Here is a 20,591-nt window from a genome sequence, read left to right on the forward strand (position 1 = left end):
TCGGGCGTCGCGCGCACGTCGAAGGGCTCCCCGCGCAGCCTGAAGTGCCCGCGCCCGGCGAGCGACGTCGCGATGCGCTCCAGCGCCGCGGTTCGCGCGCCCTCCCCGCGCAGCCGCCCGGCCAGCGCCGCGCCGGCGGCGTCGAAATGGATCATGGCGGGGAAGAAGGCGAGCGCGCGGGCCAGTTCCGCCCCCAGCCAGCCGACCTGCGCCCCGCCGATGCGGAAGGCGATGAGATGCGCGGGGGAGGCGATGTTGTTGCAGGCCTCGACATGCCGCCACAGCCGGGCGAAGAGGCCGTCATCCGTCGTCATGCGCCCCTGTAACGCGCCCCGCGCATGGCCGGGAAGCAGCCTTCGCCTTCCCTAGCCGGCCCGGCGACCACATTTTCGCAGGCCAGACGCCTTCCGGAGCATTCCGTGCCACCCAGCCACCAGGACGAGCGCAACCACCTGCGCACGCTGACCACCCTCGCGACGTATCTCTGGCCCAGCGGCGAGCCGGGGCTCCGGATGCGCGTGGTCGTCAGCCTCGCGCTGCTGGTGCTCTCTCGCGGCGTGAACGTGCTGGTGCCCATCGCCTTCGGCCGGGCGGTGGATGCGCTGGCGCCGCAGGGAGGAACGGTGGCGCTGGCCGCGGTGCCCGTCGCGGTGGTCGTCGCCTATGGCACGATCCGGCTGCTCAGCTCGGCCTTCAGCGAGGCCAGCGACGCCGTCTTCTCGAAGGTGCAGGGCCGGGCGATGCGGCGCATCGCGCTCGAGGTGTTCGAGCACCTGCACCGCCTCTCGCTGCGCTTCCACCTCGATCGCCAGACCGGCGGCCTTTCGCGGGTCATCGAGCGCGGCACGCGCGGCATGACCTTCGTGCTGGACTTCCTGCTGTTCCGCATCGTCCCCGCGCTGTTCGAGATCGTGATCGTCGCGCTGATCCTGTGGGGGATGTTCGACTTCTCCTTCACCGCGGTGATCCTGCTGAGCCTCGGCCTCTACATCGCCTTCACGCTGCTGTTCACGGAATGGCGCCTGCGCTTCCGGCGGCAGATGAACGAAACCGATCAGGAGGCCAACACCAAGGCGGTGGACAGCCTGCTGAACTTCGAGACGGTGAAGTATTTCGGCAACGAGCGGCACGAGGCGCGGCGCTACGACGCCAGCATGGAACGCTACGAGCGCGCCTATGTGCGCTCCGAGGTGTCGCTCAACGGGCTGAACTTCGGCCAGCAGGCCATCGTCGCGCTCGGGCTGACGGCGGTGATGCTGCTGGCCGCCTTCCGCGTGGCCGACGGCGCGATGACGGTCGGCGACTTCGTGCTAGTGAACACCTACCTGCTGCAGCTGTTCCAGCCGCTGAACTTCCTCGGCTTCGCCTATCGCGAGATCAAGCAGGGCCTGACCGACATGGAGGCGATGTTCCGCCTGCTGCGCGAGGAGCAGGAGGTGGCCGACCGCCCGGACGCCCGCCCGCTGCATGTCGGCGCGGGCGAGGTGCGCTTCGAGGATGTGCGCTTCGGCTACCGCCCGGACCGCGAGATCCTGAAGGGTGTCTCCTTCACCGTCCCGCCCGGCCGCACGCTCGCGATCGTCGGGCCGACCGGCGCGGGCAAGTCCACCATCTCCCGCCTGCTGTTCCGCTTCTACGACGTGGGCGCCGGCGCAGTGCGGGTGGACGGCCAGGACGTGCGCGCGGTGACGCAGCTCAGCCTGCGCAACGCGATCGGCGTGGTGCCGCAGGACACCGTGCTGTTCAACGACACCATCCGCTACAACATCGCCTATGGCCGCCCCGGCGCCACGCAGGAGGAGATCGAGCAGGCCGCGCGGCTGGCCCAGGTGCACGACTTCGTGCTCAAGCTGCCCGACGGCTACGACACCCGCGTGGGCGAGCGCGGCCTGAAGCTTTCGGGCGGCGAGAAGCAGCGCGTGGCCATCGCGCGCACGCTGCTGAAGGACCCACGCATCCTGATCCTGGACGAGGCGACCAGCGCGCTCGACACGCATACCGAGCAGGAGATCCAGGCGGCGCTGAAGGACGCAGCGCGCGGCCGCACCACGCTGGTCATCGCGCACCGCCTGTCCACCGTGGTGGACGCCGACGAGATCATCGTGCTGCAGGACGGCCGGATCGCGGAGCGCGGCAGCCATGGCGCGCTGATCGCCGCGGATGGCCTCTACGCCGAGATGTGGCGCCGCCAGTCGGAGGCCGTGGAGGCCGCCGAGGCCGCCGCCGCGGCGCAGGCCGCCGAGGCCGCCTTCGAGGCGCGCGCCAAGGCCCCGGCCTGAGCTACCTGCCCCGCGTCGTCCTGCGCTCGACCGGCGTAGCCCTGACTGTGTTCAGGGCTACGCCGGTCTCGCTTCTCTGGCCCGGCGATTCACGCCCTTCGCCGTGCCCACCTTCGGTGTGCCCACCTTCGGTGTGCCCACTCAGGGCGATCGTGGGCTAGGCTGCCCGCCCATGCGGGAGGGCCGGCCATGCCTGTCGTCGAACGCAAGCCGGGCCATTGCGGGCTCTGCATCGCCCGCTGCGGCAGCATCGCCGTGGTGGAGGACGGGCGCTTCGTCGCGCTGGAGCCCGACCCCTCGCAGCCCACCGGCCAGGCGCTCTGCGCCAAGGGCCGTGCCGCGCCGGAACTGGTGAACCACCCCGACCGGCTGCTGCACCCGATGAAGCGCACGCGGCCGAAGGGCGACCCCGACCCCGGCTGGCAGCGCATCACCTGGGACGAGGCGCTCGACGCCACCGCCGCCGCGCTGCGCGCCATCGCCGACCGGCACGGCCCGCAGGCCGTGGCGTTCAGCCGCGCCTCCGGGTCCTGCACGGCCACCAACGATGCCGGCGGCTGGATCACGCGGCTGATGCACGCCTTCGGCGGCGTCAACATGATGAACAACGTGGATATCTGCGGGTGGGGCCGCGGCTTCGCCACGCGCTACACCTACGGCGTGGGCAGCGTCGGCACCGGCGGGGCTGGCGGCGCGATGCCCGACATCGACCGCGCGGGGTGCCTGATCCTCTGGGGCTACAACCCCTCCATGTCGCGGCTGACCCATGCGACCGCCATCGTCGCGGCGCTCAAGCGCGGCATGAAGCTGATCGTGGTGGATCCGCGCCAGGTCGGCCTCGCCAACAAGGCGGATCTCTGGCTGCGCGTGCGGCCGGGCAGCGACGGCGCGCTGGCGCTCGGCATCGCCGGCGTGATGATCGCGCGCGGCTGGTTCGACCGCGACTTCCTGCGCGACTGGTCGAACGGCCCGCTGCTGGTGCGCGAGGACACCGGCAGTTTCCTGCGCCTGGCCGAGATCGCGCCGGGTGCGGATCCCGCACTGCTGGTCGCCTGGGATGCCGCGGCCGACGCGCCCCTGCCCTACGACCCACGCACCGGCCGCTACCAGGGCGACGTGGCGCCCGCGCTGGATGCCGCCCCCGCCCCGCGCGGCGTCCCCTGCCGCAGCGCCTTCGCGCGCTACGCCGCGCTCTGCGCGGAATGGACGCCGCGGCGCGTGGCGGAGACGTGCTGGATCGCGGCCGACCAGGTCGAGGCCGCGGCGCGCCTGATCTGGCAGGCGCGGCCGACCGCCTACTACGCCTGGAGCGGGCACGAGCAGCACACCAACACCACGCAGACCGCGCGCGCCATCTCGCTGCTCTACGCGCTGACCGGCTGCTTCGACGCGCCCGGCGGCAACGTGCTGCTGCCCGGCGTGAAGCTGGCCGACATTGCCGGCCCGGCGCCGCGCGAGCCGGCCCTCGGCCTGGCGGAGCGGCCGCTCGGCCCCTCGCGCTGGAACCTCGTCTCCACCGAGGAGATCTACCGCGGCGTCCTCGAGGGCACGCCCTATCGCATTGCCGGCCTGGTGTCCTTCGGCGGCAACATGCTGCTCTCCCACGCCGATGGGCGCCGCGGGCGGGCGGCGATGGCGGCGCTCGACTTCGCGGTGCACGCCGATCTCTTCATGAACCCGAGCGCGGAGCTGGCCGACATCGTGCTGCCCGCCGCCTCTCCCTTCGAGACGGAGGCGCTGCGCCCGGGCTTCGAGGTGAGCGAGGCCGCGCAGGCGCGCGTGCAGCTGCGCCAGCCTGTCGTCCCGCCACGCGGCGAAGCACGGTCGGACACGCGGATCGCCTTCGACCTGGCCTGCCGCCTCGGCCTCGGCGATCGCTTCTGGGATGGCGACATCGAGGCCGGGCTGCGCCACCAGCTCGCCCCTTCCGGCCTGACGCCGGAGGCGCTGCGCGCGGAGCCCGCCGGCATCGACGTGGCGCTGCGCACGCGTCACCGGAAGCATGCGGAGCCGGACGCCGCGGGCAACGCCCAGGGCTTCGCGACGCCGACCTGCAAGGTGGAGGTCTACGCCGAGGGCTTCCTGGTACATGGCCAGGCACCTTTGCCCGGCTTCGAGGAGCCGCTGATGGGGCAGGCCTCCCGCCCCGAGCTGGCCGGCGACTTCCCGCTGGTGCTGACCAGCGCGAAGCACACGCTGTTCTGCGAGAGCCAGCACCGCAACCTGCCGAGCCTGCGCCGCAACGCCCGCGACCCGGAGCTGGAGCTGCACCCGTCGGCCGCGGCGGCGCGCGGCATCGCCGGCGGGGACTGGGTGGAGATCGCGACGCCGCGCGGCCGGGTGCGGGCGCGCGCCGCGCTGAATCCCAGCCTCCACCCGCGCGTCGCCTGCGGCCAGCACGGGTGGTGGCAGGCCTGCGCGGCCGTGGGGGCGCCGGGCTACGATCCCTTCGCCGAGACCGGCGCCAATCTCAACCTGCTGATCGGGAGTGATCTGGTGGACCCGGTCAGCGGCACGCAGCCGCTGAAATCCTACCTCTGCGAGGTGCGGCGGCTGCCGGCCCGGCCGGCGTAACGAACGGGCAAGGGGTTTCGGTCGGGCACGCAGCTTCCTATCTCCGCGCCGACACAGGAGGGCTTGGAATGCAGCTGGACCCGCAGGGCGTGGCCCCGGAAGACCTCAGCCACGCCGGCGCGGTGGTGGACAAGGCAATCGAATACATGCTGGGGCAGGATATCGCCCCGATCTCGGTCGCCTCGGCGCTGCTCGGCGGGGCGCTGGGCATGCTGGCCCGTTCGCTTGACGACCGCGGGGTGGCGCAGGTGCTGCGCAACGCGCTGGCCTCGGTGGAATCGGGCGAACTGGCGGAAATGCGCGGCCCCTCGGCGGCCGGACCGGCCAATCTCTAGGCCCCGCGCTTGACGCGCCGGCCGGTTTCCGCGATACGGCCCCGCTCCGAACCACTCCGCCCGCCCCAGGCCGGCCGAAACAGGCTGCCGCAGGGGCGTGGTCGTTCAACGGGATAGTGCAACATGGCCCGCCGCTGCGCAGTGACCGGCAAGGGCGTGCTGACCGGCAACAACGTCAGCCACGCCAACAACAAGACCCGCCGGCGCTACCTGCCCAACCTGCAGGAGACGTCGTTCTTCTCCGACATCCTCGGCGCCCCGGTGCGGCTGCGCCTGTCGGTTAACGGCATCCGCACGGTGGAGCACAATGGCGGGCTCGACGCCTTCCTGCTCGGCACTCCGGATCGCCGCCTGCCGGCCGAGGCGATCGTGCTGAAGCGGCGGCTGGAGAAGGCGCAGGCCCGCAAGGAAGCGGCCTGACGCCAAGGGCCGTGCCGCCCCCGGGCCGGCCTGGTCCTCGTTTCCAGCATACCGGGCCGACTTTCTGCGGTCTGTCACACGTTCCGGCGCATTAACGGCTCATCAACCGGTCCTGCATCACCCTTCCGGCGATGCAGGTAAGCGCCATGTCCACGACGATTCTCATCCTCGCCATGATGGCGGCCTTCGCAGCCCTTCGGTGGCGGCTGGCCCTGCTGGACGCGCGCGCCCGCGCGGAGCGGGCGGAGCAGCTGGCGGGAACGCGCGGGCGCTCGATCGCGCTCGCCGAGCAGGAACTGCGCGGGATCGCGGCCGCCATGGCGGGATGCCGGCGCGCCACCGCGGGGCTCGGCCTCTGCCTCAGCAGCGGCACGCGCAACCCGGAGGGGCCGACCCAGCAGCTGCTGCGCCTGGCAGACGACCTGGCCCAGGTCGCCAGCGGCCAATCCGTGCGCGCCATCCAGGACGCGCCGGCCCGGCTGGCGCCCATCGTGGACGCGGCCATCGCCCAGGTCGGCGCCCAGATCCGCCCGGGGATGCGCCACTGGCAGGTGGACCCCGCCCTGCGGGCCCGGACCGTGCAGGCGGACCAGCGCGCCCTGCAGGGCGCGCTGGTCGCCCTGCTGCGCCGGGCGGCGAGCCATTCCCGGGAGGGCGACTCGATCGCGCTGCGCTGGGTGATGGCCAGCGAGACGGTGGCCATCGTCGTGGAGGACGAGGGCGACGGGCTGGCCGCGCACGACCTGCAGCAGGATGGCGCCGCGACGCCCGGCGGGACACGGGGGCTCGACCTCGGGCTGAGTCTTGCTCGCTCGCTTGCCGCGGCGCATGGCGGCGACATCCGGCTGGAAAGCGCCCCGGGCATCGGTGCCCGGGCCTGGCTGACCCTGCCCCGGACCCGCCTGCTGGAAGCCGCCTGACGGGCCGGCCACGCGACACCGCCGTGAAACACGCGTCGCCGGCGGCGAAACCAAGCCGAGACATCCGGCCCCTACCGTCCTTCGCACGCACTGCCCGACAGCGGCGGGGCGCGGAGGGATGGAGCGATGCTTCCGGCAGAGAAGTCCGTCAGGCTGCGCGACGGCACCAGGCTGGCCTATATCGAGTCCGGCATGCCTACGCGCACGACCGTGGTGATGCTCCACGGGGCCACCGATTCCTGGCGTTCCTTCGCGCCCGTCCTGCCGCACCTGCCGCCCCTGCTGCACGCCATCGCGCCGTCGCAGCGCGGGCACGGCGAGTCGGACCGTCCCGCGGCCGGCTACCGGACGGAGGAGATGGCGGCGGACCTCGCCGACTTCCTCGATGCGCGTAGCATCCGGCGCGCCGTCATCGTCGGGCACTCCATGGGCGGCTCCGTCGCGCTGCGCTTCGCCATCGACCACCCGGACCGCACGCTCGGGCTGGTGCTGGCCGGCGCACGGGCGCGCTGGGCCGACCATCCGGAGGTCGCCGCGCTCTCCGAGGAGGTCTTCGCGACCGTCGATCCGGTGGATCGGCGCTTCGTGCGCGCCTTCCAGGCCAGCACGGTGGCGCAGCCGGTGCCGCCGGCCTTCATCGACGCCATGGTGGCGGAGAGCCTGAAGCTGCCGGCCAGGACCTGGCATGCGGTCTTCCGCGAGGCCGTGCTCGGCGCCGACGAGACGGCGCGGCTGGGGCGCGTGCGGGCGCCGACGCTGCTGCTCTGCGGCGACCGCGACACGCTGGCGCATGACGCACAGGCGGCGCTGGCCCGCGGGATCCCCGGCGCGCTGCGGCTGACCTATCGCGGCGCGGGCCACGCGCTGCACTGGGAGGAGCCGGCGCGCTTCGCCGCCGACCTCGGCGCCTTCGCCACCGCGCTCAGCGAGGAGCGCCTGGCGGACACGCTCAGCGCGTGAGCTCGAACAGCAGCAGCAGGCTGCGCTGCAGACGGTTCTCGTTGTCGTCGGACACCAGCGCGACGAGTTGCCGGCCCTGGTGCAGCACGGTGGTGACGCCTTCGTAGTTGTCCACGGGCAGGGGCGATGCGATGCGCAACAGCTCCTCCCCTTCCAGCACGGTGCCGGGCCGCGCCGCCGCCAGCGCCGCGACGCCGATGCGGGTCAGCCGGCCGGAGAAGCCGGCCAGCCAGGAGAAGCTGCGCTCCAGCACCAGCGCGCCGCCATCCGGCAGCGGCGCGGCATCCACCGGGAAGAAACCCGGGGCGGGGCGCCATGCCACAGGCAACCACGCGCCGGGCCCGCCCAGCCAGGCCGCGGTGAGGCCCGGTGCCTCGGGCAGGGCAAGGTCCTCGGCGATGGCGAACCACCGCCCGTCGGCCAGGACGGCGAGCGATTCCAGGCCGGCATTGGCGGGCGCACGCTCCAGGCCGGGCGGCGGCTCGACATAGGCGCCAGGGCCGCCGATGTCGCGGTAGCGGCGGATGCGGTGCCAGCGCTCGAAGGTGACGAGCCAGTCGCCATCCGGCAGCCGCGCCAGCGCCTCGGCGTCGCCGGCATAGCCGCGCGGAAGGATGCGGCCACCGCCGTCGCGCAGGCGCCCGGTGCGGCGGAGCGTCAGGCGCAGCGGGCGCGCCGCGGCATCGAGGGAAAGCGCGAACTCCGCCCAGTGGCTGAGGTCGCTGACCACGGTGACGGTCAGGTCGGGCGCGATGTGCACCCCGGAGATCCCGCCGAAGCCAAGCGCCACGCGGTCGATCTCGATGCCGCCGAGCGGGCGGATCGCGGTGTTGCCGGGCAGTTCGGGCAGCGCGAAGGGCCAGGCGAGCAGATCGGGCTGCGGCTGGGCGACGGCACAGGCGGGCAACACAACTGCCAGAGCGGCAAGAAGGGCCCGGCGCGTCGGCGTTGGCCCCGCAAGGTCGGTCCTGGCGGTCCCCTCCTCACCCAACCCTCTCCCCCCGCAGGGGGGAGAGGGCTTAGCGGGGTGCATCACACGATCGCCGGGGCGCGCTCGGCGGCGGCGCGCTGCGTTCCGCCGTAGGCGGGCGGTTGCACGAAGCGTGGCAGCGGGCCGCGGTTCATCACACGATCGCCGGGGCGCGCTCGGCGGCGGCGCGCTGCCAGGCCAGCGCCGCATCCTCGTCGAACAGCTCGGCGAGCTTCTTCATCATGGTGCCGCCGAGTTCCTCGGCATCCACGATGGTGACGGCACGGCGGTAGTAGCGGGTGACGTCGTGGCCGATGCCGATGGCGATGAGCTCCACCAGCTCGCGGCCCTCGATCTCGTGGATCACCTTGCGCAGGTGACGCTCGAGGTAGTTGCCGGGGTTCACCGACAGCGTGCTGTCATCGACCGGCGCGCCGTCGCTGATCACCATCAGGATGCGGCGATGCTCGGTGCGGGCCAGCAGGCGGCGATACGCCCAGTCCAGCGCCTCGCCGTCGATGTTCTCCTTCAGCAGGCCCTCGCGCAGCATCAGGCCGAGGTTCTTGCGCGCGCGCCGCCAGGGCGCATCGGCGCCCTTGTAGACGACGTGGCGCAGGTCGTTCAGCCGGCCGGGGTTGCGCGGCTTGCCTTCCTGCACCCAGCGCTCGCGCGACTGGCCGCCCTTCCAGGCACGCGTGGTGAAGCCCAGGATCTCCACCTTCACCCCGCAGCGCTCCAGCGTGCGGGCGAGGATGTCGGAGCACATCGCCGCGACCGTGATCGGACGCCCGCGCATCGAGCCCGAGTTGTCGATCAGCAGGGTGACGACGGTGTCGCGGAAATCCGCCTCGCGCTCGCGCTTGTAGGACAGCGACTGCATCGGGTTGACGACCACGCGCGCCAACCGCGCGACGTCGAGCAGCCCTTCCTCCAGGTCGAATTCCCAGGCGCGCTGCTGCTGCGCCAGCAGCCGGCGCTGCAGCCGGTTCGCCAGCTTGGAGACGACGCCCTGCAGGTGCGACAGTTGCTGGTCGAGCTGCTGGCGCAGCCGGCTCAGCTCGTCCGCGTCGCAGAGGTCCTCGGCCTCCACCACCTCGTCGAAATTCTTGGTGAAGGCACGATAGGCGGAGGGGTCGTCCACCTGCGGCACCTCGCGCCGCTGCGTCGGGCCGCCGGGACGGTCGTCGCCATCGGCCGCGGCCCCCTCCTCCTCGCCTTCCTCGGTCTCGTCCTCGGCGGCGTCGCCCTGCATGCTCTCGGGCTGGGCGCCGAGCATGCTCTCCGTGTCCTGCGCCTGAGCCTCGCCCTCGCCGGACTGGTCCTGCTGCGGGCTGGTCTCGCCGCCCTCGCCTTCCTCCTCGTCCTGCTCGGACTCGGTCTCCACCTCGGCCTCGGCCAGGTCGAGCGCGGCCAGCAGCTTGCGCGCGGCGCGGGCATAGGCGTCCTGGTCGTCCGCCTTGCCGGCCATCTCGGCCAGCGCCTCATCCGCCTTGTCGCCCAGGCTGTCGCGCCAGAGGTCGAGCACGCGCTGCGCGGCCGGCGGCGCCTTCTCGCCGGAGAGCTTCTCGCGCGCCAGCAGGCCGAGCGCCGCGTGCAGCGGCAGCTGGTCCTTGCGGGTCATGCGGTCGTAGCCCTCGGCCTCGCACTGGTCGGCCAGGCGCGCGCGCAGGTTGGCGGCGACGCCCGACATGTGCTGGCTGCCGATCACCTCCACGCGCACATCCTCCAGCGCGTCATAGACCTCGCGCGCCTCGCGGCGGGCCGGCAGGCGGGCGGCGTGCACGCCTTCGTCGTGGTGGCGGAGCTTGAGGGCGATGGCGTCGGCGGCGCCGCGCAGCTTCGCCATCTCGGCCGGCGGCAGGGCGCGGGTGGGCAGCGGCAGGCGGGCGCGCTTGCCGGACAGGCCGGAGGGGCCGGGCTGGTAGGCGACCTGCACCTCCGGCACCTGCGCGATGGCGCGCAGCACGCCGGCGGTGGCGCGCTTGAACTCTTCCTGGCGGGTCTGGTCCTTGGAGGAGTTGGACATGCTGGCCCCGGTTCGACGCCGTGGAGGTGACGCCGGCCCCCACCCCGACCCTCCCCGTGCAGGGGAGGGAGAAGTGCCGTCAGCCCGCCTTGCGCAGCATCAGGCCGGTCGGCAGTTCCTCGTTGAAGCAGCGCTGGTAGTACTCGGCCACCGTGCTGCGCTCCGCCTCGTCGCACTTGTTGAGGAAGGTCAGGCGGAAGGCGAAGCCGACATCGCCGAAGATCTTCGCGTTCTCGGCCCAGGTGATCACCGTGCGGGGGCTCATCACCGTGCTGATGTCGCCGGCGATGAAGCCGGCCCGCGTCAGGTCGGCCAGCGCGACCATCGCCTCCACCTGGCGCTTCACCTTGGCGTCCTTCGCATCCAGGCCGAGCTTCGCCATGACGATCTCGGTCTCCTGCGCATGCGGCAGGTAGTTCAGCGTGGCCACGATGTTCCAGCGGTCCATCTGGCCCTGGTTGATCTGCTGGGTGCCGTGATAGAGGCCCGTCGTGTCGCCAAGGCCCACCGTGTTGGCGGTGGCGAACAGCCGGAACATCGGGTGCGGGCGGATCACCTTGTTCTGGTCCAGCAGCGTCAGCTTGCCCTCGACCTCCAGCACGCGCTGGATCACGAACATCACGTCCGGGCGGCCGGCGTCGTATTCGTCGAAGACCAGCGCGCAGGGGTGCTGCAGCGCCCAGGGCAGGATGCCCTCGCGGAACTCCGTCACCTGCTTGCCGTCCTTCAGGACGATCGCGTCCTTGCCGATCAGGTCGATGCGGCTGATGTGGCTGTCGAGGTTGATGCGGATGCAGGGCCAGTTGAGGCGCGCCGCCACCTGCTCGATGTGGGTGGACTTGCCGGTGCCGTGGTAGCCCTGGACCATGACGCGCCGGTTGAAGGCGAAGCCGGCCAGGATGGCGAGCGTGGTGTCGCGGTCGAAGCGGTACGCCTGGTCGGGCTCCGGCACATGCTCGGTGCGGACCGAGTAGCCCGGCACGACGAGGTCGCTGTCGATCCCGAAGACGTCGCGCACCGCCACCTGCGTATCGGGCATGTCGATCGCGGCGGTGGTCCTGTTCTCGGCGAGTGCGACCTTGGTCATGACGAGGTCCGGCTGTGGCAAGAGGGGGGCAATCTAGGGCGGGCGGCCCGGAAGGGCTACCCGTCGCGTCCGGCTAACCCGCCGGCGCGGCGGCTGCGGCCTCCGCGGGGCGGGGCTGCAGGCGGCGGCGAAGCAGGCTGTAGGCGCGGTTGATGTCCTTCAGCCGCTCCTCCGCCTGGCGGTCGCCGCCATTGGCGTCGGGGTGGTAGCGCTTGGCGAGTTCCTTGTAGCGGGCCCGGAGCGCCGCGGCGTCCAGCGGCCAGGCCAGCCCGAGAACGTCCAGCGCGGCGCGCAGTTCGGCCGGGGGCTCGTCCCGGCGCGGCGCCTTGTCCCGGCGTGCCTTGTGCAGCGGGGTGTCGCGCAGCACGCCGAGGGGATCGCGGAGGTATTCGCTCTCGAAGGGATTGAAGCCTCCGAGCCGGCCGAGCGGCCAGGTGGGCCGCTGCCAGCCGGAATCGGAGCGCAGCTCGTGCTCGATCTCGGCCGGGCCCATGCCCTTGTAGTAGTCCCAGGCGCGGTTGTACTCGCGCACGTGGTCCAGGCAGAACCAGCGGTACTGGTTCAGGTGCATGCGGTCGCGGGGTGCGCGGAACTCGCCGGCATTCGGGCAGCCCGGCTGCTCGCAGGCGCGCGGCGGCGCCTCCGGCTGCTCGGGGATCCCCAGTTGGATGCGCTCGCTCCGGCGTGGCATCGGGCAGTTATGGGCGCGGGTCCCAGGGTGCGCAAGGCGAGCGCGTGCGACGCCGCCATGCGCCGCGCCACCCTGGATTTGCGCGCAGGAACAGCCAGATACGTGGCATGACCCGCCGCGCGGACCGCATCGCCGAGACATTGCAGGCCGCCTTCGCGCCGGCCAGGGTGGAGGTGGTGGACGACAGCCACCGCCATGCCGGCCATGCCGGCGCGGCGCCCGGCGGAGAGACGCATTACAGCGTGCGCGTGGTCTCCCCGGCTTTCGCGGGCATGAACCGCGTGGCGCGGTCGCGCGCCGTGCACGAGGCCCTGGCCGGCGAGTTCGGCACCGGGCTGCACGCCCTGGCACTGACGCTCCGGACGCCGGACGAGGCGTAGGGGCCGCCTACTCCTCCGCCTGGTCCTCCAGCCGCCGCACCACCTCGCTGTCGGGCGCATAGGCGTAGCAGGAGCCGATCGGGACGGCGCGCCTCGCCGGTGGCGGGGTCTCGCCGCGGGCAATCGCGGCCTCCCGCGCTTCACGGGCCTTGCGCCAGCGCATCGGGCCGATGGTCTGGAAGGCCACGGTCGCCATCTGGGCCAGCACCTCCCGCAGATGGGTGCAGCCCAGCACGCCGCCCACGCGCTCCTTCACGGCGCGGGTGAAGCCGGGGCCGATGGTGACGCCGGCCAGCGACGCGAAGTTCGGCGCGGCCTGCGGGCAGATCGTGTAGGGCGTGAAGTCGGAGACGGCCTCGCAGGCCCGGATCACCATGTCCTCGCCCACCGTCATCCGCACCCACATGCCGTGCAGCGCCTCGCCCGGCTGGATCATGCCGCGGTCCTGGTTCTCGAAGGCGTAGGACTTGGTGTCCACCAGATGCGCCTCGATGTCGTAGAGGCCATCGGCGCGCTGGTAGCCGCGCAGGTCGATGGCGCGGGTGTGGAGGTGCTGGCGTTCGACGGGCGGGGAGAGCGGCATCAGCCAGGGCTAGCATGCGGGCGGCGGCGCCTGCCACCCGTGCCGCCCGCAGGCCGCAGCCATTATGTCGGGCGACCCGATCCAGACCTCCGGGCCTGACGGCCCTGCGGTCATCGGGGCGCCTCAGGGCGCGCAGCCCTCGTCCAGCAGCAGACGCTCCACCTGATCGGGCGGCACGTCGCCGGCGGTGAAGCAGGCGCCCGGGCCGCGGAACAGCACGAAGCGCATCGCGCCCTCCCGCGCCTTCTTGTCCTTGCGCATCCGCGCGACCAAGCGGGCCGCGGAGAAGGGTCGGTCGAGGTCGCCGATCCGCGCCGGCAGCCCGACCGATTGCAGATGCGCGATGACGCGCCCCGGCCATTCCTGCGCGCAATGGCCGAGGCGGGAGGACAGCGACGCCGCCAGGCCCAGCCCGACCGCCACCGCCTCCCCATGCAGCAGGGCGCCGCCATAGCCGCATTCGGCCTCCAGCGCGTGGCCGAAGGTGTGGCCCAGGTTGAGCAGGGCGCGGCCGCCCTCCTCGCTCTCCTCGCGCTCGTCCGCCGCGACCACTGCGGCCTTGAGGCGGCAGGATTCGGCCACGGCATGCGCCAGCGCCGCGGCATCGCCGGCCACCGCGCGCGGCCCGGCCTCCTCGCACCAGGCCCACAGCGCCTCGCCGCCGATCAAGCCGTGCTTGGCCACCTCCGCCCAGCCGGCGCGCAGCTCGCGCGGCGGCAGGGTGGCCAGGGTGGCCATGTCGGCCAGAACCATCCGCGGCTGGTGGAAGGCGCCCACCAGGTTCTTGCCCAGCGAGAGGTTGATCCCCGTCTTGCCGCCGACCGAGCTGTCAACCTGCGCCAGCAGCGTCGTCGGCACCTGCACGAAGGGCAGGCCCCGCAGGGCGATGGCGGCGACGAAGCCCGCCAGGTCGCCCACCACGCCGCCGCCGAGCGCGATCACCGTGGTGCGCCGGTCGGCGCCGGCGCCGAGCATATCCTCCAGCGCGCCCTGCGCGGCGGCGAAGCACTTGGTCGCCTCGCCGGGCGGGACCACGTGCTCCGTGACGATGGCAAAGCCGGCGTCCTGCAGGCCGGCGCGCAGCGCGGGCAGGTGCAGCCGCGCCACCTCCGCATCGCTGACCACGGCGACGCGGCGCGAGGGCAGCACGGGCGCGAGCGTCGCCCCGGCGCGCGCCAGCAGCCCCTCCCCCACCACGATGTCGTAGGCGCGCTCGCCCAGGCCGACGGTGAGGCGCTGCGGTTCCTGGTGGGCGGCCATCGCCTCGATCACGCGGCGGGTGGTGACCTCGGGGGGTTCGTCGGAGCAGTCCACGATGACGTCGGCCTCGGCGAAGAGCGGGTGGCGCGCCGCGGCCAGGCGCTCCAGCACCTCGCGCGGATCGGCGTTGAGGAACATCGGGCGGTGTTCGCGCCCGGCGACGCGGCGCAGCAGCGTGGCCATAGGGACGCGCAGCCAGACGGAGAGCGCGCCGGAGCGGCGGACGGTGGCGCGGGTGCGCGCATCGGCGAAGGCGCCGCCGCCGGTCGCCAGCACCACCGGCGGGCCAGCCAGCAGACGGGCGATCACGCGGCGCTCGCCGTCGCGGAAATGCGGCTCCCCGTAGCGAGCGAAGATCTCGGTGATGGGCAGGCCGGCGGCGGCCTCGATCTCGGCATCGGCATCCAGGAAGGGCAGCCCGAGCCGCGCGGCCAGGCGGCGGCCGATCGAGGATTTCCCCGCCCCCGGCATGCCGACCAGCACGACGGCCCGGGCCGGCGCCGGCAGATGCTCTGCGGCGGTCGCGGCCAGGGCCTCGGTCTCGTTGGGCGGCGGCTCCTCGGCGGCCAGGGCGGTGTTGCGTGACACGATGGCGAAGGCTAGCACAGCGCCGGCCTGCCGAGGATCCGCCCCGCCGATGTTCCGCAACCCCGTGCTGCTGCTGGTCGCGATCGTGGTGGGGGTGCTGCTGCTCGGGCTGCTGGCGATCGGGGCCTTCCCGCCCTCGGTCACGCCGCAGGCGACCGAGCGGGCGATCCCGGCGGAGCGCTTCGCGCCGCGGAACTGAGCGGGCCGCGCGGCCCCGGCTGGACTGCCCCATGGACCGCCACGTCGAGGCCTTCCTGGAGATGCTGGCCGCCGAGCGCGGCGCGGCGCGCAACACGGTGGCCGCCTATGCCGCCGACCTGGCCGATTTCGGCGCGCATGCGCGTGCGCGGGGCCTCGGCCCGGCCGAGGCAGGGCCGGAGCTGGTGCAGTCCTACCTGCGCGGCCTCGCGATGGCTGGGTTGTCGGCGCGGACGGCGGCGCGGCGGCTTTCCGCGCTGCGGCAGTTCTTCCGCTTCCTGGCGCGGGAGGGCGTGCGGGCGGACGACCCGACCGAACTCGCCGAAAGCCCCCGCCTGCCGGCAAGCCTGCCCAAGGCGCTGTCCGAGGCCGAGGTGGAGGCGCTGATCGCCGGTGCGGCCAGCCTGGAGGGTCGGCGCGGACCCCTGGCCGTCGCGCTGGTGGAGCTGCTCTATTCCAGCGGCTTGCGGGTCAGCGAGCTCTGCGCGCTGCATGCCGGGGCGCTGCGCGCGGATGCGCCGCTCGTCGCAGTGCTGGGCAAGGGCGCGAAGGAACGCCTGGTGCCGATCTCTGCCCGCGCGCGGGAGGCGGCGCTGGCCGCGCGGGGCGAGTTGAAGAAACCGTCCCGCTGGCTGTTCCCCTCCCGCGCCGCGGGCGGGCACATCACGCGCCAGGCGGTGGGGCTCGCGCTGAAGGATGCGGCGATCGCCGCCGGGCTGGATCCCGGGCGGATCAGCCCGCATGTCCTGCGCCACAGCTTCGCGACCCACCTGCTGGGCCGCGGCGCCGACCTGCGCAGCCTGCAGATCCTGCTGGGCCACGCCGACATCGCGACCACGCAGATCTACACCAAGGTGCTGGACGAGAAGCTGCGCAGACTGGTGGAGGAACACCACCCGCTGGCGGGGTGATGCCCCTCCAGCGGGTCACACGCTCAGCCCGTGGTCGCTCAGCGGCAGGCTGCGCAGGCGGCGGCCGGTGGCGGCGAAGATGGCGTTGCACACCGCCGGCGCCAGCGGCGGCACGCCAGGCTCGCCGATGCCGCCCAGCGCCTCGCCGCTGCGGATGATGTGCACGTCCACCTGCGCGGGGGCGGAGCCGATGCGCAGGATCGGGTAGGCGTCGAAGTTGCGCTGCTCCGCGGCGCCGCCCTTCAGCGTCACCTTCTCCCCCGCCATGGCCGAGAGGCCCCAGACCACGCCGCCCTGCATCTGCGCCGCGACGGTGTCCGGGTTCACCACGTCGCCGCTGTCGATCGCCACGGTCACGCGGTGCACGCGGACCTGGTTGTTCGCGACGGAGATCTCCGCGACCTGGGCGCAGAGGCTGCCGTAGCATTCCATGTAGGCGATGCCCCGATGGCGGCCGGCCGCGAGCGGCGTGCCCCAGCCGCCCTGCTCGGCGGCGGTGTTCAGCACGCGCAGCGCGCGGGCGTCATGCGCCAGAAGCTCCCGCCGCAGCGCCAGAGGGTCCTTGCCGGCGGCCTGCGCGACCTCGTCCAGGAAGCTCTCGATGAAGAAGCCGAACTGCGAGGAGCCGACAGAGCGCCACAGCCAGACCTTGGGCGCGGCCTCCACCCGCTTCCACTCGGCGCGGAAGGCGCCGAAGCGGTAGCGCGTGTCGGAGACCGACTGCAGCGAGAAGGGGTCGTTGCCGCGCAGCGGGCCGGCGAAGAGGGCGGGGCGGTAGTCGCCCATCACGGACTGGCCGGCGGCGCGAATGTTGAAGCCGATGACGCGGCCCTGCGCGTCCAGCGCCGCCTGCATCTTCGCCGCGAAGGCGGGGCGCCAGTAGGACTGGGCGAACTCGTCCTCCCGCGTCCAGATCAGGCGCACCGGGCGGTTCACCGCCTTGGCCACGAGGGTCGCCTGCTCCACGACCTCCGTGTGCAGGCGCCGGCCGAAGCCGCCGCCGGTCATCGGCGTGTGGATGCGGACATTGGCGGGCGGCACGCCGGCGGCGCGCGCCGCATCGCGCACGCACCAGTCCTGGTGCTGGGTGGAGGACCAGACCTCGACGCGATCGCCCTGGATCCTGACGGTGGCGTTCTCCGTCTCCATCGGGGCGTGGGCGAGGTAGGGCGCCTCGTAGGTCGCCTCCACCACGCGGGCGGCGCCGCGCAGTGTCGCCTCGATGTCGCCGTCGTTCTTGCCGCGGAAGGCATCCGGCGCCTCCAGGCCGGCGCGCAGGCGGCGGGAGAGCTCGGCGCTGTCGAGGTTCTGCTCGGGCGTCGGCTTGAAGCGGACGGCGATGCGCTTCGCGCCTTCCATCGCCGCCCAGGTGTTCTCCGCCACCACGGCGACGCCGTTCTTCAGCGGCACGACGTCCACGATGCCGCGGATGCCGGCGACGGAGGCGCGGTCGAAGCCGTCGAGCTCGGCGCCAAACACCGGGGAGAGCCGTGCGACGGCGAAGGCCATGCCGGGCAGGCGGATGTCGTGGCCATAGACCGCGCTGCCATTGGTCTTGGCCGGGATGTCGAAGCGCGGCGCGTTGCGGCCGGTGATGCGGCGCTCCGCGGCCGGCTTGATGCGCGGCTGCTCCGGCAGCGGCAGGCGGGCGGCGGCCTCCGCCAGCTCGCCATAGGAGAGCGCACGGCCGGAGGCGGCGTGCGTCACGCGGCCTTCCGCCGTCGCCAGCTGGTCGGCCGGCACGCCGAGGCGCTGCGCCGCGGCCTCCACCAGCACCATGCGTGCCTGGGCGCAGGCGCGGCGGATGCGGTCGTGCCAGAAGCGGATGCCGAAGCTCGCGCCCGAATACATCTCGTTCACCGGCTGCAGGCGCAGCGCGGGCTCGGGCTGGCCGGCGATCACCTCCACGGCGGAGAGCGCGCAATCCAGCTCGTCGGCGACGATCATGGCGTGGGAGGTGTGCGTGCCCTGCCCCATCTCCGTCACCGGGGAGGCGAAGGTGACCTTGCCGTCCGTGCCGATGCGCAGGAAAGCGGTGACCTGGCCCGGCCCGCCATTCGGGCTGTTCGCCGCGGCCTCGGTGATGACGCGCGGCGGCGCCGGCTGCGCCAGCGCGGGCGCCACCGGCACCACCAACGCGGCGGCCGCGGCCTTCAGGATCGTGCGGCGTTCCATGAGTCCGTCCATCGTCCCGCCCTCCCCCTCAGGCCTTCGCCGCGGCGTCGTGGATCGCCGCGCGGATGCGCTGGTAGGTGCCGCAGCGGCAGATATGGCCGGCCATGGCGGCGTCGATGTCGGCATCGGTCGGGCGGCGCGTCTCGGACAGCAGCGCGGCGGCGGTCATGATCTGGCCGGACTGGCAGAAGCCGCATTGCGGCACCTGGTGCTCCACCCAGGCGACCTGCACGGGATGCCGCCCTTCCGGGTGCAGCCCCTCGATCGTGGTCACCCGCCTGCCGGCCAGGTCCCCGAGCCGCGTCTGGCAGGAGCGCGTGGGCACGCCATCGACATGCACGGTGCAGGCGCCGCATTGCGCGATGCCGCAACCGTATTTCGTGCCCGTCAGCCCGACCAGGTCGCGCAGCGCCCAGAGCAGCGGCATGTCGGGATCGGCATCGAGCCGATGCGCCTGCCCGTTGACGGTCACCTCGATCATCGACGTCCGCTCCTCCCCGGTCCCGGGTGGACCCCGGGTTACCGCGCGGCCATCACTTGGCGAAGCGTGACGATGGACGCAAGCCCCTTCGGCGGCGCGTCAGAGCCGGCCGAGCAGGTCGCCATAGCCCCAGATCAGGGTGCCGACGATCAGCAGGCCGAAGCCCGCCTTCTCCATGACCTGGCGGTCGAGGTCGCGCTGCAGGCGCTTGAAGCTCTCCAGGCGCGCGGTGCGCTCTGCGCCGTCGCTGCGCTCCATGTCGGCCAGCAGCGCGACCAGGTCGGCGCGCGCGATCAGGATCTTCCGGCTGGCCAGCACCAGGCCGAGGGCCGTGAGGATGGCGCCGGAGCGCGCGAACCACATCCAGTCGGCGGTCGCGATGCTGAGCCACAGGCTGCCGGCCACCGCGAGCACGGCGGCCGCGAGGAAGCCGCGCACCACGCCGCGCAGGGCGCGCGAGCCCAGCTCGGTCGGGAATGATGCGGAACGGTCGGCCATGGCTGCGCGAGATGGCGCCGCGTCAGCCCACGCGCAAGAGCGCCGGGCCCTCCGCCCGCAGCCACTCCACGGCGGCGTCGCGGTGCGGCGTCAGGCCCTCCACCAGCGACCAGAAGCGCGCCGAGTGGTTCAGCTCGCGCAGATGCGCGACCTCATGCGCCACGACGTAGTCGGTGACCCATTCCGGCGCCATGACCAGCCGCCAGGAGAAGGCGAGCGTGCCGTCCGGCGCGCAGGACCCCCAGCGGCTGCGCGTGTCCTTCACGCGAATGGCGCGCGGCTTCACCCCCAGCGCAGCGGCATGCGGCACGGCGAGCAGCCCGATGCGGCGCCTGGCCTCGGCGCGCAGGAAATCCGTGACGCGGCGGCGGAGGAACTCGCGCGCGCCGGTCACCACGATGGCCGCGCCGTCCAGGAAGGCACCGCCCCGGGCACGCGGCTCGTGCCGGATCACATGCGTCGCGCCGCCGAGCAGCAACTCTGCGCCCGACGCGAACTCCACCACCGGCGACAGCGCGGCGAGCCGTTCCCGGATCCAGGCCTCGTGCTCCCGGATCAGCGCCAGGCCGGCGCGGCGCCCGCTGCGCGGCGGCAAGGTGACGACGACGGCGCCCGCCCGCGGGCAGACGCGGAGCGAGACGCGCCGCGCGCGGGTGGAGGGAGACCAGCGGACGGGAATCTCCGCCGCCGGTGCGAGGGCGCCGCGGGGCGGCGCGAGCTTCACGATCTCCGACTCCGGCAGCGTCATGCGGGCAAGATGGCGCGGAGCGCACCCAGGTTGCAACGGCTTGACACGACTTGCCGCACGGGTGCGCATGGCGCCATGCCCCCGCTGGTCGTCAATCTTCTCGCGCTGCTCGTCGTCGGCGCGTTCTGGTCGCTGAACCCGGCGCTGGCGAAGATCGCGATGGCGGAGGGCATGCGCCCGCTGGGCGTCGCCGTGCTGGCGGCCGTCGTCGCAGCGGCGGTGCTGATGGCGGTCGCTGTCGCGCGCGGCCAGGCGCCGCCTTACGACCGGCCGCATGTCGCGCAATACGTCGCGGGCGGCGTGGTGGGGCTTGCGCTGGCGCATTTCTTCGCCTTCACCGGATTGCAGCGCGCGCCGGCGGGGCTGTTCGCGCTGCTCGCGCCGCTGTCGGGCCTGCTCAGCGTGGCCTTCTTCGCGCTGGCACGCATCGAGCGCGCGACGCCGCGACGCGTGGCGGGCGCGGCGCTCGGCATGGCCGGCGTGGCGCTGGCCATGGCGCCGGGCGCG

General features: G+C 73.3%; 21 protein-coding genes. 10 read left to right on the plus strand and 11 right to left on the minus strand.

Features of this window, described 5'->3' with window-relative positions:
• On the minus strand, positions 1-314 hold a 314-nt coding region (locus OZN99_RS08505), incomplete at its 3' end, for a DUF4743 domain-containing protein (RefSeq protein ID WP_270934776.1).
• A 198-nt stretch (positions 315-512) separates the two neighbouring features.
• On the opposite strand from OZN99_RS08505, the gene OZN99_RS08510 reads away from it, so the two are divergent.
• The 6 genes from OZN99_RS08510 (at position 513) to OZN99_RS08535 (ending at position 7,488) form a co-directional block, all read left to right on the plus strand.
• Positions 513-2,279 (plus strand): ABCB family ABC transporter ATP-binding protein/permease, encoded by a 1,767-nt coding sequence (locus OZN99_RS08510; RefSeq protein WP_270934796.1) that lies wholly within the window; start codon positions 513-515, stop codon positions 2,277-2,279.
• A gap of 189 nt (positions 2,280-2,468) precedes the next feature.
• Positions 2,469-4,853: a molybdopterin-containing oxidoreductase family protein gene (locus OZN99_RS08515; RefSeq protein ID WP_270934777.1), complete on the plus strand. Its 2,385-nt coding sequence runs from the start codon at positions 2,469-2,471 to the stop codon at positions 4,851-4,853.
• Between the two features lie 68 nt (positions 4,854-4,921).
• The gene (locus tag OZN99_RS08520) at positions 4,922-5,188 is read left to right on the plus strand and encodes a hypothetical protein (RefSeq protein WP_270934778.1); all 267 of its coding nucleotides are present in this window, start codon (positions 4,922-4,924) and stop codon (positions 5,186-5,188) included.
• A gap of 123 nt (positions 5,189-5,311) precedes the next feature.
• Positions 5,312-5,608, plus strand: coding sequence for a 50S ribosomal protein L28 (gene rpmB / locus OZN99_RS08525; RefSeq protein ID WP_270934779.1), 297 nt, complete (start codon positions 5,312-5,314; stop codon positions 5,606-5,608).
• A gap of 146 nt (positions 5,609-5,754) precedes the next feature.
• Positions 5,755-6,528, plus strand: coding sequence for a sensor histidine kinase (locus OZN99_RS08530; protein WP_270934780.1), 774 nt, complete (start codon positions 5,755-5,757; stop codon positions 6,526-6,528).
• Between the two features lie 126 nt (positions 6,529-6,654).
• Entirely contained in the window at positions 6,655-7,488 is an 834-nt protein-coding gene (locus tag OZN99_RS08535; RefSeq protein ID WP_270934781.1) for an alpha/beta fold hydrolase, read from the plus strand.
• On the opposite strand, the gene OZN99_RS08540 is transcribed toward OZN99_RS08535, so the two are convergent.
• The 4 genes from OZN99_RS08540 to OZN99_RS08555 all read right to left on the minus strand — a co-directional run bounded on the left by OZN99_RS08540 (position 7,478) and on the right by OZN99_RS08555 (position 12,262).
• Positions 7,478-8,395 carry an esterase-like activity of phytase family protein gene (locus tag OZN99_RS08540; protein ID WP_270934782.1) on the minus strand — a complete coding sequence of 306 codons (918 nt, stop codon included), beginning with the start codon at positions 8,393-8,395 and terminating at the stop codon, positions 7,478-7,480. The two genes, OZN99_RS08535 and OZN99_RS08540, sit on opposite strands and share 11 nt — an antisense overlap.
• A 217-nt stretch (positions 8,396-8,612) precedes the next feature.
• Entirely contained in the window at positions 8,613-10,484 is a 1,872-nt protein-coding gene (cobT, locus tag OZN99_RS08545) for a cobaltochelatase subunit CobT (protein WP_270934783.1), read from the minus strand.
• 79 nt (positions 10,485-10,563) lie between these two features.
• A complete protein-coding gene (gene cobS, locus OZN99_RS08550) occupies positions 10,564-11,571 on the minus strand; it encodes a cobaltochelatase subunit CobS (RefSeq protein ID WP_270934784.1) in 1,008 nt (335 codons plus the stop codon).
• 73 nt (positions 11,572-11,644) lie between these two features.
• Positions 11,645-12,262, minus strand: a complete 618-nt coding sequence (locus OZN99_RS08555; protein WP_270934785.1) for a J domain-containing protein — start codon at positions 12,260-12,262, stop codon at positions 11,645-11,647.
• A gap of 107 nt (positions 12,263-12,369) precedes the next feature.
• Between OZN99_RS08555 and OZN99_RS08560 the strand changes: the two genes are divergently transcribed.
• Positions 12,370-12,642 carry a BolA family protein gene (locus OZN99_RS08560; RefSeq protein ID WP_270934786.1) on the plus strand — a complete coding sequence of 91 codons (273 nt, stop codon included), beginning with the start codon at positions 12,370-12,372 and terminating at the stop codon, positions 12,640-12,642.
• A gap of 7 nt (positions 12,643-12,649) precedes the next feature.
• Here the strand turns inward: OZN99_RS08560 and OZN99_RS08565 are convergent, their stop codons facing one another.
• Together OZN99_RS08565 and aroB are read right to left on the minus strand one after the other, a co-directional pair.
• Positions 12,650-13,225: a DUF2889 domain-containing protein gene (locus tag OZN99_RS08565; RefSeq protein ID WP_270934787.1), complete on the minus strand. Its 576-nt coding sequence runs from the start codon at positions 13,223-13,225 to the stop codon at positions 12,650-12,652.
• A gap of 123 nt (positions 13,226-13,348) precedes the next feature.
• The gene (gene aroB, locus OZN99_RS08570; RefSeq protein ID WP_270934788.1) at positions 13,349-15,091 is read right to left on the minus strand and encodes a 3-dehydroquinate synthase; all 1,743 of its coding nucleotides are present in this window, start codon (positions 15,089-15,091) and stop codon (positions 13,349-13,351) included.
• Between the two features lie 31 nt (positions 15,092-15,122).
• Between aroB and OZN99_RS08575 the strand changes: the two genes are divergently transcribed.
• Together OZN99_RS08575 and OZN99_RS08580 are read left to right on the plus strand one after the other, a co-directional pair.
• On the plus strand, positions 15,123-15,272 hold the full coding sequence (locus tag OZN99_RS08575) for a hypothetical protein (RefSeq protein ID WP_270934789.1): 150 nt from the start codon (positions 15,123-15,125) through the stop codon (positions 15,270-15,272).
• A gap of 31 nt (positions 15,273-15,303) precedes the next feature.
• The gene (locus tag OZN99_RS08580) at positions 15,304-16,182 is read left to right on the plus strand and encodes a tyrosine recombinase (RefSeq protein ID WP_270934790.1); all 879 of its coding nucleotides are present in this window, start codon (positions 15,304-15,306) and stop codon (positions 16,180-16,182) included.
• A gap of 15 nt (positions 16,183-16,197) precedes the next feature.
• Here the strand turns inward: OZN99_RS08580 and OZN99_RS08585 are convergent, their stop codons facing one another.
• The 4 genes from OZN99_RS08585 to OZN99_RS08600 form a co-directional block, all read right to left on the minus strand.
• Positions 16,198-18,369, minus strand: coding sequence for a xanthine dehydrogenase family protein molybdopterin-binding subunit (locus OZN99_RS08585; RefSeq protein ID WP_270934791.1), 2,172 nt, complete (start codon positions 18,367-18,369; stop codon positions 16,198-16,200).
• 16 nt (positions 18,370-18,385) lie between these two features.
• Entirely contained in the window at positions 18,386-18,838 is a 453-nt protein-coding gene (locus tag OZN99_RS08590) for a (2Fe-2S)-binding protein (RefSeq protein WP_270934792.1), read from the minus strand.
• 99 nt (positions 18,839-18,937) lie between these two features.
• Entirely contained in the window at positions 18,938-19,336 is a 399-nt protein-coding gene (locus OZN99_RS08595; RefSeq protein ID WP_270934793.1) for a hypothetical protein, read from the minus strand.
• Between the two features lie 22 nt (positions 19,337-19,358).
• Positions 19,359-20,084 (minus strand): M48 family metallopeptidase, encoded by a 726-nt coding sequence (locus OZN99_RS08600; protein ID WP_270934794.1) that lies wholly within the window; start codon positions 20,082-20,084, stop codon positions 19,359-19,361.
• A 75-nt stretch (positions 20,085-20,159) separates the two neighbouring features.
• Here OZN99_RS08600 and OZN99_RS08605 point away from each other — a divergent pair.
• Positions 20,160-20,591, plus strand: a 432-nt coding sequence (locus OZN99_RS08605) for an EamA family transporter (protein ID WP_270934795.1), incomplete at its 3' end; no start/stop codon positions are given.

The sequence above is a fragment of the Falsiroseomonas oryzae genome (assembly GCF_027856955.1).
Lineage (GTDB): Bacteria > Pseudomonadota > Alphaproteobacteria > Acetobacterales > Acetobacteraceae > Falsiroseomonas > Falsiroseomonas oryzae.

What these genes read in the sequence shown, in the direction of transcription:
- OZN99_RS08565 (WP_270934787.1), bottom strand. Translation starts at nt 13,225, where the DNA reads ATGCCGCTCTCCCCGCCCGTCGAACGCCAGCACCTCCACACCCGCGCC.
- OZN99_RS08510 (WP_270934796.1), top strand. Translation starts at nt 513, where the DNA reads ATGCGCGTGGTCGTCAGCCTCGCGCTGCTGGTGCTCTCTCGCGGCGTG.
- rpmB (WP_270934779.1), top strand. Translation starts at nt 5,312, where the DNA reads ATGGCCCGCCGCTGCGCAGTGACCGGCAAGGGCGTGCTGACCGGCAAC.
- OZN99_RS08560 (WP_270934786.1), top strand. Translation starts at nt 12,370, where the DNA reads ATGACCCGCCGCGCGGACCGCATCGCCGAGACATTGCAGGCCGCCTTC.
- OZN99_RS08515 (WP_270934777.1), top strand. Translation starts at nt 2,469, where the DNA reads ATGCCTGTCGTCGAACGCAAGCCGGGCCATTGCGGGCTCTGCATCGCC.
- cobT (WP_270934783.1), bottom strand. Translation starts at nt 10,484, where the DNA reads ATGTCCAACTCCTCCAAGGACCAGACCCGCCAGGAAGAGTTCAAGCGC.
- OZN99_RS08530 (WP_270934780.1), top strand. Translation starts at nt 5,755, where the DNA reads ATGTCCACGACGATTCTCATCCTCGCCATGATGGCGGCCTTCGCAGCC.
- OZN99_RS08595 (WP_270934793.1), bottom strand. Translation starts at nt 19,336, where the DNA reads ATGGCCGACCGTTCCGCATCATTCCCGACCGAGCTGGGCTCGCGCGCC.
- OZN99_RS08555 (WP_270934785.1), bottom strand. Translation starts at nt 12,262, where the DNA reads ATGCCACGCCGGAGCGAGCGCATCCAACTGGGGATCCCCGAGCAGCCG.
- OZN99_RS08580 (WP_270934790.1), top strand. Translation starts at nt 15,304, where the DNA reads ATGGACCGCCACGTCGAGGCCTTCCTGGAGATGCTGGCCGCCGAGCGC.
- OZN99_RS08575 (WP_270934789.1), top strand. Translation starts at nt 15,123, where the DNA reads ATGTTCCGCAACCCCGTGCTGCTGCTGGTCGCGATCGTGGTGGGGGTG.
- OZN99_RS08520 (WP_270934778.1), top strand. Translation starts at nt 4,922, where the DNA reads ATGCAGCTGGACCCGCAGGGCGTGGCCCCGGAAGACCTCAGCCACGCC.
- cobS (WP_270934784.1), bottom strand. Translation starts at nt 11,571, where the DNA reads ATGACCAAGGTCGCACTCGCCGAGAACAGGACCACCGCCGCGATCGAC.
- OZN99_RS08535 (WP_270934781.1), top strand. Translation starts at nt 6,655, where the DNA reads ATGCTTCCGGCAGAGAAGTCCGTCAGGCTGCGCGACGGCACCAGGCTG.
- OZN99_RS08585 (WP_270934791.1), bottom strand. Translation starts at nt 18,369, where the DNA reads ATGGACGGACTCATGGAACGCCGCACGATCCTGAAGGCCGCGGCCGCC.
- OZN99_RS08600 (WP_270934794.1), bottom strand. Translation starts at nt 20,084, where the DNA reads ATGACGCTGCCGGAGTCGGAGATCGTGAAGCTCGCGCCGCCCCGCGGC.
- OZN99_RS08590 (WP_270934792.1), bottom strand. Translation starts at nt 18,838, where the DNA reads ATGATCGAGGTGACCGTCAACGGGCAGGCGCATCGGCTCGATGCCGAT.